The organism is Vallitalea guaymasensis (assembly GCF_018141425.1).
Taxonomy (GTDB): Bacteria; Bacillota; Clostridia; order Lachnospirales; family Vallitaleaceae; genus Vallitalea; species Vallitalea guaymasensis.
In genome coordinates, this window is sequence record NZ_CP058561.1 from 3,453,320 (window position 1) to 3,467,109 (window position 13,790).

Sequence of the window (13,790 nt, forward strand, 5' to 3'; positions counted from 1 at the left end):
ATTGAATGAACACTATATTCAATATAACTTTAAATTGAAATGAAAGGATTGATATTAACAATGGCAGATAAGAAACTTATGCTTGGTAATGAAGCTGTTGCCAGAGGAGCTTATGAGGCAGGTGCTACTGTTGCAGTAGCATATCCAGGAACACCAAGTACAGAAATTACTGAGTTCGTTGCAAAATATGATGAGATCTATGCTCAGTGGTCACCTAATGAAAAAGTTGCTTTAGAAGTAGGTGTCGGTGCTTCTTTTAGTGGTGCAAGGACAATGGTAGCTATGAAGCATGTTGGAGTCAACGTAGCTGCAGACCCATTATTTACTGCATCATACACTGGGATTAATGGAGGTTTAGTAATACTTGCTGCAGATGATCCAGGTATGCACAGTTCACAAAATGAACAGGATACCCGCTATTATGCTAGATCTGCTCATATACCAATGCTTGAACCTTCTGATAGTAATGAAGCTAAAGAATACGTAAAAGAAGCTTTTGAACTAAGTGAGAAATACGATACACCAGTTTTTATAAGACTTACAACTCGTATTTCACATTCACAAAGTCTTGTAGATCTTTATGATAGAGTAGATGTTCCAATCAAAGAATATACAAAAGACTTCAAGAAAAATGTAATGATGCCAGGTATGGCAAGAGTTAAGCATGTTGTTGTTGAAAAGAGAATGAATCAGATTGCAGAAGACTGTAATACATTTAAATATAACAAAGTGGAAATGAATGATACTTCAGTTGGAGTAATAACTAGTGGAGTTCCTTACCAATATGTGAAAGAAGCATTACCAAATGCATCTGTTCTAAAACTTGGTATGGTACATCCAATTCCAAAAAAATTAATTGAAGAGTTTGCAAGTAAAGTTGATACACTATACATAGTTGAAGAATTAGAACCAATATTTGAAGAACAAATAAAATCATGGGGAATCAAAGTAATTGGTAAAGAGATATTTACAGTTCAAGGTGAATACAGTGCCAATCTTATAGAAGAAAAGATTAGCGAACATAATTTGAATCTTGATACTCCAAAACAATTACCAGTAAGACCACCAGTTATGTGTCCAGGATGTCCACATAGAGGAGTTTATTATATTCTTAATAAACTTAAAAAACATGCTACAGGTGATATAGGATGTTATACTCTTGGAGCACTACCACCACTTGAAGGTATAGATACTTGTGTTTGTATGGGAGCAAGTATAGGTATGCTACATGGAATGGAAAAAGCAAGAGGAAAAGAATTTATTAAGGATTGGGTTGGAATCATTGGAGATTCAACTTTTGTCCACTCTGGAATAACAGGGCTTGTAGATATTGTATATAACAAAGGAATCTCAACTGTAATTATCCTTGATAACTCTACAACAGGTATGACAGGACATCAAGATAATCCAGCTACTGGAAAGACTTTGAAGGGTGAAGAAACACATGTACTCAACCTTGTACAATTAGCAAATAGTGTAGGTATCAACAGTGTAAGAGTGGTTAATCCTTTCAAACCAGAAGAAGTTGAATTAGCTATAAAAGAGGAAACAATGAAAGAGGAGCCTTCTGTAATTATAGCAAGTGCACCTTGTGAGTTATTAGATAAGAAGAGAAAGAGAGTTCCTTATAGAATAAATGTTGATGCTTGTAAGAATTGTGGTATGTGTATGAAACTAGGATGTCCAGCAATTCAGAAGAAAGATGGCAAGATGATGATTAATGATACATTATGTAGTGGTTGTGGTTTATGTGCTAAGGTATGTAAATTCGGTGCTATAGTAAAGGATGGTGAATAATAATGGAAACAAAGAATATATTAGTTGTAGGTGTTGGAGGACAAGGAACACTTTTAACCAGTAGAATACTAGGTAATTTAGCAATACATTCTGGATATGATGTGAAATTATCTGAGGTACATGGAATGTCACAAAGAGGTGGAAGTGTTGTTACACATATTCGTTATGGAGACAAAGTATATTCACCTCTTGTAGAAATAGGAAAAGCAGATATAATACTTGCTTTTGAAAAGATGGAAGCCCTAAGATGGCGTCATTACTTGAAAAAAGATGGTTTGATTATTGTTAATGCTCAAGAGATTGATCCTATGCCTGTTATTATAGGAGCAGCTGACTATCCACAAGATATATTTGAGCAGTTACATGATGCGGATAACAAAGTAATTATTGCTGATGCATTAAGTGAAGCAAGAAAGATCGGTAACTTTAGAGTAGTCAATACTGTTCTATTAGGTCTCCTTGCCAAAAATCTGGATGAAGATAAAGAGAAGTGGGAAGAAGCAATTAAACATACTGTACCAAGTAAGACTATTGACGTAAATGTACAAGCTTTTGAAGCAGGTTATGCTCTATAATTATTAAGTAATTATAAAAATGAACCAGGAAATATAAAGTTTTTATATATTTTAGTAACATTAATAGTAAAAAATAATTATAATCCTACCACGACATATGATATAATATGGTTGTGGTAGGTTTTTATTAAAGTGTAGGACAAAGAAGTTGCAATAGTAGATATGCTGCTTATTCAATACTTCAAGGAGGACTGAAAAATATGATATGGAATGAACATATTGAATGCATGAGTCGAGATGAACTTAGAGAAATACAAAGCAAAAGATTATGCGAAACAGTGGAAAGAGTTTATTATAACGTACCTTTCTATAGAAAAAAGATGCAAGAACTTGGCTTAGAACCGGGAGACATAAAAGGAATACAAGATTTATCCAAATTACCATTTACTACAAAACAAGACTTGAGAGACAATTATCCATTTAACTTATTCGCAGTTCCTATGAGTGATGTGGTCAGAGTACATGCTTCTTCTGGAACAACTGGAAAGCCTACTGTAGTAGGTTATACGAGAAGAGATCTTTCATCTTGGTCAGAAGTTGTAGCACGTTCCTTACACTGTGCTGGAGTAGAAAAAAATGATAGAATCCAAATAGCATATGGATATGGTTTGTTCACAGGTGGACTAGGTATCCATTATGGAGCTGAAAAAGTAGGGGCTACTGTTATTCCTATATCTGGTGGAAATACGAAAAAACAGCTGAACTTGATGAGTGATTTTGAGAGTACTGTTATAGCTTGTACACCTTCTTATGCTCTTTATTTAGCTGAAGCTATGGAAGAACAAGGAATAGACCCAGCAAAATTAAAATTGAAAACTGGTATATTTGGAGCTGAACCATGGACCAATAACATGAGAAAGCAAATAGAAGCAAAACTTCATATTAAAGCTATGGATATCTATGGTTTAAGTGAGGTCATGGGACCTGGGGTAGCTTGTGAATGTAGTTACCAAAATGGTTTGCACGTAGCAGAAGACCATTTTATTCCTGAGACAATCAGTACGGATACATTGGAAAATGTAGATATGGGTATGGAAGGTGAATTAGTATTTACAACAATCACAAAGGAAGCTCTACCTATATTAAGATATAGAACTAGAGATCTTACTGTACTTAATTATGATAAATGTGAATGTGGAAGAACTATGGTCAGAATGCAAAAATGTACAGGACGTTCTGATGATATGTTGATTATTCGTGGTGTCAACGTATTCCCATCACAAATAGAAAGTGTTCTACTGGAAATGAGTGAAACCAAACCTCATTATTTACTTATTGTTGAGAGACATAATAATCTTGATACTCTAGAGATATGGGTAGAAGTAGATGAAGCCTTTTTCTCTGATGAAATCCGCAAACTAGAGAATTTAACTAAGAAGATTACTCACGAAATACAAAGTACACTAGGAATAAGTGTAAAAGTGAAGTTAGTTGAACCAAAAACAATAGAAAGAAGTGAAGGTAAAGCTAAACGTATTATAGATAGGAGGAAATTGGTATGATAATTAAACAACTCAGCGTTTTTCTAGAAAATAAATCTGGAAGATTATCAGATGTGACGAAAGCACTTGGTGAGAATGATATTACTATTTCTGCACTTAGTGTAGCTGATACATCAGAGTATGGAATCTTAAGATTGATTGTAGGCAGTCCAGAAAAGGCTCATGAACTATTAAAGGAATTAGGTTTTTCAGTTAGTCTTACTGATGTCATATGTTTAATAATACCTCACAAACCAGGAGCATTACATAAAGCAGTAAAAGTATTAGCAACAAACGGTGTGAGTATTGAGTATATGTATGCGTATGCTATGAATGGTGATGCTTCAGTAATTATGAAAGTATCTGAGGTAAATAAAGCTATAAAGGCATTGACTGAGAATGATGTTGAATTAGCAAGAGCCAGCGAAATATGTAATTAAATATATAAATATAAAAATAAAATTAATAATGATTTGGTCTATATTTGACGGCTTTTATAGTCGTTCTTATTTTTTGTCATTTTAGCAATTATAATATCTTAATATAAAATAATATTTAGAATAATGAAAATGGACATGTGTCCTTTTATTTGATCATTTAATTTAATATAATGATGTTAATGAAATTGTGAATTAAATACTAATTTTTACAAATAATATTAAATAAAATAAACATAATAACTAATCTAACGGGATTAACATTATTTTATAAATAAAATGTGCTTATAAAATTAAATTAAATTAATATAATGTAAGTATTTATTAATAAAAATATTATAGACCTTATTCTTAAATAATTAGTATGGAGTGAACTGAATATGTTACTGCAAGAACTTATGGAATATCAACCAAAATTGAGAAAAATTCTTGAAGGTATGCCAAGGGATATTAAGGAAAGGTGTAGACTTAAGACATATAAAAGTAACAGTACGATTATTAAGAAAGGCGAAGATATAAAATATGTCGATATATTATGTAAAGGCGAATTAAATGTCATAAATGAATTTGCAAACGGAAGTATATACATATTTGATACTAATAAAGCCATTGATTTTATAGGTGAGATGGAAGTATTAGCTGGTGAATCAAGAGCTGTAGTAACAAATGTAGCAAAAACTGACTGTATAGTTTTTAGAATATCAAAAAATGATTTTATCAAATGGACTGAGAGTGATAATGGTATAACTCTTATGTTAGCTAAAAGATTAGCTGCTAGGTCGTGCTATACATCATGTTATCAAGGGTATTCTCATTACTACCCGGCTATTCATATGATCAAGAGATTTATCATTGAATATGTTAAAAATGAAATAAATGATAATAATATAGTATATGTGAATAAAAAAAGACAAGAAATAGCAGATATTCTGGGGATGAGCGTAAAAACAGTTGGGAGAAATATTACTAAGTTGAAGGAAAAAGGTTTAGTAACAGTAAAAAAAGGTAAAATATATGTAGATATAAATCAATATGAAGATATGATTGATACTTTGGAGATATGGTAGTAGAATAATAGCGGAATATATTTACAGAAAGGAAGAGACAAAATGAAAGCTTGGGAAATGGAACAACAGTTAATAGAATCAGCAATCCCAGTAGTCTTAAGTGAAGAAGAACAGCAATGGGATGGAATGGCGGACATAGGTAAAGTTGATGATGACAAGATTAAACTTCTTTGGGGTAGTAATGTACCTGGATCAGGTGCTCCAGAAAGAGTCATCATTGCAGGTATACAAGCCATCGAAAACAGAGGATATATAGTAGAAGGTTATGAAGAAATAATAAAAGAGGGTTTGGAAGCATTAAATAATAATGACATGGTAAAACTTCATACTCTTACTTCAAAATTATATCATCAAATGAATATATGCATAAAAGATGAAAAATCCTCTTATTGGAAATATAAAATATACAAAACTTGGAAACAATATGAAGAGGATGTTACTTTTGTAAAAGATTCCTATGATGTAAATTCCAAAGATTTTGAAGAAAAAATTCTTATTGGATGGAAATCACAATTAGTTGGTGGTGCTTTAGGTACTGCTGTTGAAGGTTATACAACTGATAATCTAAGAAAAGTATTTGGTGAAATCAGAGATTATGTCAGAAAACCGAATACATTGAATGATGATATCACTTTTGAATTGGCTTTTCTCAAAGCTTTCATGGATAAAGGAGGTGATGTAGATTCAGTAGACATTGCTCATGAGTGGATAGGTCTTATTCCTGCTGGATGGTCAGCAGAAGAAGTGGCTCTAAGAAATATTCGTTATGGAATATATCCACCAGAAAGTGGTACATTCTGTAATCCTTATTGTGAATGGATTGGAGCTCAGATGAGAGGTGCCATATGTGGTATGGTTGCACCTGGAAACCCAAAAGAAGCGGCAAGACTTGCATGGCTTGATGGACAAGTTTCACATTATAACAATGGAATTATTGGTGAAATATTCAACGCTATGTTAGTTTCATTATCATTCACAAGAAAAGACGTAAGATTATTATTAAAAGAAGTAATCAATATGATTCCAAGCAAAAGTGAGTATTATTCAGTTGTTAAATTTGCTCTTGATCAATGTGAGAAATCAACTAACTGGGAACAGGCATGGAGACCATGTGAGGAAAAATATGCAAAATATAATTGGATTCATGCTTATCCAAATGCAGCAGCAGAAGTTGTTGCACTATGGTTTGGAAATGGCGATTATGACGAAACCCTTCATATCATTGCTATGGAAGGTGTAGATGTAGATTGTAACGCAGCTCAAATTATGACAGCTCTAGGAATTATTGTTGGTAAAGATAAAATCGCTGATAAATGGACTGAACCATTTGACAATAATATCGAAACGTACGTAAGAAGTATGGAAAATATCGACATTAATGAATTGACAAAATGGACAGTAGAAAGTTGTAGAAATGCTTTGAAAGCCTAAGTAATTAAGGTGTTTTATAATAATATCTTAGGTTGAAAATAATATTTTCATGGTGTATAATAATAACTTGTAAATTGCAAAATATGGCAATTTATAACAAAAAAACAAAGGGGGAATAAATGATGAAAAAATCATTAATCCTAATATTAGCACTAGTAATGTCTGTATCCATGCTATTAGCTGGCTGCGGAGAAAAGAAAGACGACACTAAGACTCCAGATACTGGAGATACTAACACAGAAGACAACAAGACAGATGATAAAGACGATGCAAAAACAGAAGGACCATTAAAAGTAGTATTATTAATCAATGGTAACCTTGGAGACAAATCATTCTTTGATTCTTCTAAAGCAGGTATGGACCTTATTCAACAAAAATATGGTGATAAGGTAGAAACTGAAACTATTGAAATGACTTATGATGAGACAAAATGGGAACCAGCATTACAAGATGTATCTGACAAAGATTATGATATAATCATTGTGGGAACATACCAAATGTCTGAATATCTAGAAGACATTGCTGTTGATCACAAAGATAAAAAATACATTATCTTTGATTCAACTGTTAATTACGAAGAATATGATTTAGATAACGTATATTCTATCGGTTACAAGCAAAATGAAGGTTCATTCTTAGCAGGTGTTCTTGCTACAAGAATAACTACTTCAGATATGGAAGGTATTAATGCTGATAAGAAAATTGGTTTCATCGGTGGTATGGAAAACAATGTAATCAATGACTTTTTAGTTGGATATATCCAAGGAGCATTATATGCAGACCCAGATACAAAAGTAGCAAGTTCTTACATTGGTGACTTCTCTGATGTAGCAAAAGCTAAAGAAATGAGTCTTGCTCAATTCAAACAAGCTGGAGTAGATATCGGATTCAACGTTGCTGGACAAGCTGGTCTTGGACAAATTGACGCTGCATTAGAAGCTGGTAAATATGTTATTGGTGTAGACTCTGACCAAGCTGCATTATTTGCAGATGAAAAAGAAAAATCTGATTTAATATTAACATCAGTATTAAAGAGAGTTGACCAATCCTTACTTCGTGCTATAGATATGCATTTAGAAGGAACTTTACCATATGGTTCAGCAGAAAGTCTTGGATTCAAAGAAAAAGCTATTGATATAGTTGATACTAATACAAATGTTTCAGCTGAGATTATGGAAGAATTAGCTGAAGTCGAGCAAAAAATCGTTGATGGAGAAATTGAAGTAAAAACTGCATTTAAGATGACACAAGATGAACTTACTGAATATATAAATTCTGTTAAATAATAGTTTTGTAGTATAATTTAGATGGTGCATTTATTGTTTTCAATGAATGTACCTTCTTAATAATAATCTAATGGAGTGATAATATGCAAAACGAACTACTTAAAATGGAGAAGATAACTAAAGTTTATCCAAGTGGTATAGTAGCTAACGATGGAGTTGATTTCTCTATTAGAGAAGGAGAGATTCACGCTATTTGTGGAGAAAATGGTGCTGGAAAGTCAACTTTGATGAAAATCTTATTTGGACTTCATACTCCAGAGGAAGGGAAAATCACCTTACGAGGAGAGGAAATTCACATAACATCACCTACAGTTGCCATAGAGTATGGTATCGGTATGGTGCATCAGCACTTTATGTTAGTTCCTTCTTTAACAGTTGCAGAAAATATGGTATTAGGTGTAGAGCCTAAAAAAGGTTTATTTATTGATATGGATAAAGCAATAAAGACCACTGAAGAGTTATCAAACAAGTATAATCTACATGTTGACCCAAGAGCAAAAGTTGAAGATATACCAGTTGGAATTAAACAGAAAGTTGAAATACTTAAAGCTCTACTAAGAGGGGCTAAGATATTAATATTAGATGAGCCCACAGCAGTACTTACTCCTCAGGAGACCAAAGAACTTTTTAATCAGCTAAAATTATTAAAAGAAAAAGGACATACAATAATATTTATCTCACACAAATTAAACGAGGTAAAAGAGTTATGTGACCGAATTACAGTTATGAGAAATGGTAAGAGTATGGGTGTCCATAACACAAGTGATGTAACTGAAGAAGATATCTCAAGATTGATGGTAGGAAGAGATGTAGTTCTTAGAGTAGAAAAAGAAAAAGCTTCACCAAAAGAATCAATACTTAACATAAAAGATTTAGTATATGTCAACGAGTTAGGTAAAAAGGCTCTAAAAGGTATTTCATTCAGTGTTAGAAAAGGTGAAATACTTGGTGTCGCTGGTGTAGAAGGTAATGGACAAAGAGAGTTAGTAGAGTCTATAACAGGCTTGGAAAGTCCAACATCAGGTAGCATCAAAATAGTTGATAACGAGGTTATTGGTAAAACAATAAAACAAATAAGAAGACTTGGTACATCGCATATCCCAGAAGATAGAATGACATATGGTGTTGCAGGTGATGTAAGTATTGAACAGAACATAATCTCTGATAAGTATGATACCAGTGAATATAACGGTAAAGTATTATTGAAAACAAAAACTATAAAAGAAAGAGCAGTTGAGCTTATAAAAGAATATAGAGTTAAATGTAATTCTGCCAATCAAAAGGTCAGAATGCTTTCTGGTGGTAATATACAAAAAGTAGTTGTTGCAAGAGAATTTTCAGGAGGACCAAAACTTCTTATAGCTAACCAGCCAACAAGAGGTATAGATGTTGGAGCAACAGAATTCATTAGAAAAAGATTAGTTGAACTTAGGGATGAAGGATCAGCAGTATTACTGATTTCAGCTGACTTGAATGAAGTAATGGAACTTAGTGATAGCTTGATCGTAATGTATGGTGGAGAAATCGTAGCTTATTTTGAAGATACTAGTACATTAACTGAAGAAGAATTAGGTCTATATATGTTAGGAGTTAAAAAACAAACACCAGAAGAGATTGGGGGAGTTATTAATGCGTAAAAATCTAAAGTTTGAAGTTGTTCGTACTAGTATGGCAATATTGATTGCACTAGCTGTTGCATTGATAATTATCTTTTTAACAAGTAATGAACCAGGAGTAGCCCTAAAAGAATTTGTTGTAGGACCTATTGATAGTCTTAGACACTTTGGTAATGTTATTGAACTTGCAATCCCTCTTATGTTTACAGGACTTGCAGTTAGTATTATGTTCAAGGCTCAACAATTTAACCTTGGTGCAGAAGGTGGTTTCTTCATCGGTGGTGTTGCAGCAATGGTTGTTGCTATAAAAGTATCATTGCCTGTAGTAGCACATCCATTGGTAGCTATTTTATTTGGAGGTATTCTTGGAGCGATTGTTGTTAGTATACCTGCATTTATGAAAGTAAGATGGAATGCTACAGAGTTGGTATCATCATTGATGTTAAACTATATTGCATTATTTATAGGCGCGTATCTATTGAATTACCACTTTAGAGATCCTAATTCAGGAGCTATAGCATCTTACAAAATTCCTAAGACAGCAAAACTAATGGTTATTCTAGATGGAACTAGAATTCATGCAGGTCTGATAATTGTTGCTGTCATGGTTGTTCTTTGCTACTATTTCCTATATAGAACTAAATGGGGATATGAAATAAGAATAACTGGTGAAAACAAAAGATTTGCTGAGTACTCTGGAATCAATACAGCAAAAGTCATAATACTTTCTCAAGTATTTGGTGGTTTCATTGCTGGTATGGGAGGTTCTATTGAAGTACTTGGTTTATATAGGAGATTTACTTGGCAGACGTTGCCTGGTTATGGATGGGATGGTATCATAGTTGCTATTCTTGCCAGAAATAACCCTTTATATGTTCCTATAGGTGCCATTTTCTTAGCTTATCTTAGAATAGGTGCAGACTTGATGTCTAGAGGTTCAGACGTACAAAGTGAAGTTGTTGCCATAATTCAAGGTGTAATAATTGTGTTTATAGTTGCTGAAAGCTTCTTATCAAAATATAAACATAAATTAGTATACAAAGAAGCTAAAAAATTAAGCGTGAAGGGGGTAAAATAATATGGCTGAGTTATTTAATATTATTTTTACTACTGGATTTGGATATTCTGTGTTACGGGTAACGACTCCTATACTATTTGCTGCTCTTGGTGCGCTTATATCAGATAGAGCTGGTGTAATCAATATTGCACTAGAAGGTATTATGTTAACTTCGGCTTTAGCAGGTGTTATTATAAGTGCAACAACACAAAGTGCTTGGATCGGATTATTAGGTGCAGTTATTGTAGGTGCTTTGGTAGGTTTACTATTAGCTTACTTCTCACTTAACCTTAAGACGGATATAATCCTATCAGGTATTGCTCTTAACCTTATGGCAGCTGGTGGAACAGTATTTGTTCTATTCTTAGTTGCTAACAACAAAGGTGTTTCTTCAGGATTGAAAAGTAAGGTAATACCTAATATTGATATACCTTTGATAGAGAAGATTCCAATAATAGGACCTATTTTTTCAGGTCATAACGCTTTGACTTATATATCAATATTATCAGTAATATTCATTTTCTATTTATTATACAAAACACCACTAGGACTTAAGATTAGAGCTGTTGGAGAGAATCCTAATGCAGCTGATTCAGTAGGTATTAGTGTAAGAAAGATAAAATATATCGCTCTTATTTTAAGTGGGATGTTTGCAGGATTTGGTGGAGCTTATATGTCAATGGGATATCTTCCATATTTCACAAGAAATATGACAGCTGGTAGAGGATTCATCGCTTTGGCAGCAGAAGCAATGGGTGGAGCTACACCTATTGGAACATTCCTTACATCATTATTCTTTGGATTTGCAGATGCATTGGCTAACAATCTACAAACCCTAAGAGTGCCACCACAATTTATATATATGATTCCATATATTGCAACACTAATCGGATTAGTTATATATGCATCAAGAAAACAATCTCAGATTAAAAGGATTAAGAAACAGAAGATAAAACAATTATAAAATTAATGAATAAAGCCATTAATATTATTATTGATTGGAGATCATAAAGTCTTGTTCAATAATAATATATAGGCTTTATTTTGTATAAAGATGATAATTATAAGCAAAAAGATTAATGTTTTTACGAAAATAGTTTCAACATAGTCTTTTTGCTTGTTTAGATATATTAAAATTACTATATGCGTAGGAGGATGAATTATGGCTAAACCAGTAATTATTGATTGCGATCCTGGACATGATGATGCGATTGCTTTATTACTTGCTCTTGGAAGTGAAAAACTAGATGTAAAAGGTATCACAACTGTTGCAGGAAATCAGACAGGAGACAAAACAATTAATAATGCATTAAGAGTATTAAGTTATTTAGATATACACAAAGAAGTTGCAAAAGGGGCAACTAAACCTCTTATAAGAGATTTGATAACAGCAGCAGAAGTTCATGGTGAAAGTGGTCTAGAAGGACCAGAATTACCTGAGCCATCATTTGAAAAAAGTGAAAAATCAGCTATAGAATTAATGTATGAAATAATAAATGAATCCAAAGAGAAAGTAACTCTCATACCAACAGGTCCTTTAACTAATATAGCTAATCTGTTTTTAGCGTATCCTAGTGTTAAAGACAACATAGAAGAAATTGTATTAATGGGTGGAGCATGTTTCGGCGGTAATTGGACACCAGCTGCTGAGTTTAACATACTTGTTGACCCAGAAGCTGCTGATATAGTCTATCGTTCAGGATTACCAGTTACTATGTGTGGACTTGATGTAACTCATAAAGCTCAGGTTTTTAAAGATGAGACAGAACGTATTAGAAGTATTGGAAATAAAGCCAGTAAATTAGTAGCTGAACTCCTTGATTATTTTGGGATATTTCATATGAACCCTAATTTTGGCTTTGATGGTCCGCCATTACATGATGTTTGTGCTGTAGCATATGTCATAGACCCAAGCATATTCATTACTGAAAAACACAATGTTGAGATAGATATATCAGGAGAGCTAACAGTTGGAGCAACAGTTGTTGATTATTATGATACTAGTGGAAAAGAAAAAAATGTCAACGTTGTTTTTGATTTGGACAGAGAAAAATTTATAGATATGTTATATGATAATCTAAAGAAATATAATTAGGGAGGCAAAGTAATGACAAAAATACCTATTATAATAGATACAGATCCAGGTACAGACGATACAACCGCCATACTAATGTGTTTGGCATGTGAAAAATTTGATACTAGAGCTATTACAAGTGTAGGAGGAAATGTTGGGATAGAAAAGACTTCTAATAATGCACGAAAGATAGTAGAGCTCTCAGGAAAAGATGTAAAAGTTGCAATAGGAGTCAAGAATCCTATTGTGAGAAAAATAGTTAATGCAGAATTTGTACATGGTGTTTCTGGTTTAGGCAATATTACATTACCAGAACCTGTAATGCCTTATTATGAAAAAGATGCTATAGATACTATATATGAAGAAGCATTAGCAGCAGATGGCAGACTCAAGATTTTAGCTCTTGGACCTTTAACTAATATTGCAGTAGCATTGTTGAAATATCCACAATTAAAGAAAATGATTGATAGTATTGTCTTTATGGGTGGAGCAGTCAATCTAGGTAATGCTACCCCAGCTGCTGAATTCAATATCTATGCTGATCCAGAAGCAGCAAAAATAGTATTTGATTCAGGCATAGATTTAGTGATGGTTGGGTTAGACGTCACTCATGAAACTATTGTTACAAAAGAACAAAATAAAAGAATACACCAGTATAATAACAAGGTAGCTAAGGTAGTAGCAAAATTAATAGATTATACAATAGATAGAGAAAGTCCTTATAACCCTAATGGTGGAGTTATGCATGATCCATTAGCGGCAGCGACACTTATTGATAGCTCTGTTCTAGAAACAGAAGATTATTATGTGGATGTAGAACTTAAAAGTGATATCACTAGAGGAAAAACTGTTACAGATGTTTTTAGAGTTACAGATAACAAACCTAACATTCATGTTGGTGTAAAGTCAGATAATGAGAAGTTCTTGGAGATACTTGAATCTATGATAAGCAAGTATGAATAGTACTGA

Annotated in this window: 12 protein-coding genes; all 12 read left to right on the plus strand. The window is 33.0% G+C overall.

The annotated features are described in order from the left end of the window. The first annotated feature begins 60 nt into the window (after positions 1–60). The 12 genes from iorA (at position 61) to HYG85_RS14865 (ending at position 13,784) form a co-directional block, all read left to right on the plus strand. The gene (gene iorA / locus HYG85_RS14810) at positions 61–1,797 is read left to right on the plus strand and encodes an indolepyruvate ferredoxin oxidoreductase subunit alpha (protein WP_212690318.1); all 1,737 of its coding nucleotides are present in this window, start codon (positions 61–63) and stop codon (positions 1,795–1,797) included. 2 nt (positions 1,798–1,799) lie between these two features. After that, positions 1,800–2,372 carry an indolepyruvate oxidoreductase subunit beta gene (locus HYG85_RS14815; protein ID WP_113673617.1) on the plus strand — a complete coding sequence of 191 codons (573 nt, stop codon included), beginning with the start codon at positions 1,800–1,802 and terminating at the stop codon, positions 2,370–2,372. Positions 2,373–2,572: 200 nt separating this feature from the next. Beyond that, positions 2,573–3,874, plus strand: coding sequence for a phenylacetate--CoA ligase family protein (locus tag HYG85_RS14820; protein ID WP_113673618.1), 1,302 nt, complete (start codon positions 2,573–2,575; stop codon positions 3,872–3,874). After that, positions 3,871–4,293, plus strand: coding sequence for an ACT domain-containing protein (locus tag HYG85_RS14825; RefSeq protein WP_113673619.1), 423 nt, complete (start codon positions 3,871–3,873; stop codon positions 4,291–4,293). The genes HYG85_RS14820 and HYG85_RS14825 overlap by 4 nt, the downstream gene beginning before the upstream one ends. A gap of 377 nt (positions 4,294–4,670) precedes the next feature. Next, positions 4,671–5,357, plus strand: a complete 687-nt coding sequence (locus tag HYG85_RS14830; protein ID WP_212690319.1) for a Crp/Fnr family transcriptional regulator — start codon at positions 4,671–4,673, stop codon at positions 5,355–5,357. Between the two features lie 42 nt (positions 5,358–5,399). Next, positions 5,400–6,788: an ADP-ribosylglycohydrolase family protein gene (locus HYG85_RS14835; RefSeq protein WP_212690320.1), complete on the plus strand. Its 1,389-nt coding sequence runs from the start codon at positions 5,400–5,402 to the stop codon at positions 6,786–6,788. A 122-nt stretch (positions 6,789–6,910) separates the two neighbouring features. Next, positions 6,911–8,074, plus strand: a complete 1,164-nt coding sequence (locus tag HYG85_RS14840) for a BMP family ABC transporter substrate-binding protein (RefSeq protein WP_212690321.1) — start codon at positions 6,911–6,913, stop codon at positions 8,072–8,074. Positions 8,075–8,157: 83 nt separating this feature from the next. Next, the gene (locus HYG85_RS14845; protein ID WP_212690322.1) at positions 8,158–9,711 is read left to right on the plus strand and encodes an ABC transporter ATP-binding protein; all 1,554 of its coding nucleotides are present in this window, start codon (positions 8,158–8,160) and stop codon (positions 9,709–9,711) included. Next, a complete protein-coding gene (locus HYG85_RS14850) occupies positions 9,704–10,768 on the plus strand; it encodes an ABC transporter permease (RefSeq protein ID WP_212690323.1) in 1,065 nt (354 codons plus the stop codon). The genes HYG85_RS14845 and HYG85_RS14850 overlap by 8 nt, the downstream gene beginning before the upstream one ends. A gap of 1 nt (position 10,769) precedes the next feature. Further along, positions 10,770–11,711: an ABC transporter permease gene (locus tag HYG85_RS14855; protein ID WP_113673625.1), complete on the plus strand. Its 942-nt coding sequence runs from the start codon at positions 10,770–10,772 to the stop codon at positions 11,709–11,711. Between the two features lie 198 nt (positions 11,712–11,909). Continuing rightward, positions 11,910–12,842, plus strand: a complete 933-nt coding sequence (gene rihA, locus HYG85_RS14860; protein WP_212690324.1) for a pyrimidine-specific ribonucleoside hydrolase RihA — start codon at positions 11,910–11,912, stop codon at positions 12,840–12,842. A gap of 12 nt (positions 12,843–12,854) precedes the next feature. Further along, on the plus strand, positions 12,855–13,784 hold the full coding sequence (locus tag HYG85_RS14865; protein WP_212690325.1) for a nucleoside hydrolase: 930 nt from the start codon (positions 12,855–12,857) through the stop codon (positions 13,782–13,784). The last annotated feature ends 6 nt before the right edge of the window (positions 13,785–13,790 follow it).

Excerpts from the sequence above, each read along its gene's own strand:
- iorA (WP_212690318.1), top strand. The coding sequence starts at position 61 with ATGGCAGATAAGAAACTTATGCTTGGTAATGAAGCTGTTGCCAGAGGA.
- HYG85_RS14815 (WP_113673617.1), top strand. The coding sequence starts at position 1,800 with ATGGAAACAAAGAATATATTAGTTGTAGGTGTTGGAGGACAAGGAACA.
- HYG85_RS14820 (WP_113673618.1), top strand. The coding sequence starts at position 2,573 with ATGATATGGAATGAACATATTGAATGCATGAGTCGAGATGAACTTAGA.
- HYG85_RS14825 (WP_113673619.1), top strand. The coding sequence starts at position 3,871 with ATGATAATTAAACAACTCAGCGTTTTTCTAGAAAATAAATCTGGAAGA.
- HYG85_RS14830 (WP_212690319.1), top strand. The coding sequence starts at position 4,671 with ATGTTACTGCAAGAACTTATGGAATATCAACCAAAATTGAGAAAAATT.
- HYG85_RS14835 (WP_212690320.1), top strand. The coding sequence starts at position 5,400 with ATGAAAGCTTGGGAAATGGAACAACAGTTAATAGAATCAGCAATCCCA.
- HYG85_RS14840 (WP_212690321.1), top strand. The coding sequence starts at position 6,911 with ATGAAAAAATCATTAATCCTAATATTAGCACTAGTAATGTCTGTATCC.
- HYG85_RS14845 (WP_212690322.1), top strand. The coding sequence starts at position 8,158 with ATGCAAAACGAACTACTTAAAATGGAGAAGATAACTAAAGTTTATCCA.
- HYG85_RS14850 (WP_212690323.1), top strand. The coding sequence starts at position 9,704 with ATGCGTAAAAATCTAAAGTTTGAAGTTGTTCGTACTAGTATGGCAATA.
- HYG85_RS14855 (WP_113673625.1), top strand. The coding sequence starts at position 10,770 with ATGGCTGAGTTATTTAATATTATTTTTACTACTGGATTTGGATATTCT.
- rihA (WP_212690324.1), top strand. The coding sequence starts at position 11,910 with ATGGCTAAACCAGTAATTATTGATTGCGATCCTGGACATGATGATGCG.
- HYG85_RS14865 (WP_212690325.1), top strand. The coding sequence starts at position 12,855 with ATGACAAAAATACCTATTATAATAGATACAGATCCAGGTACAGACGAT.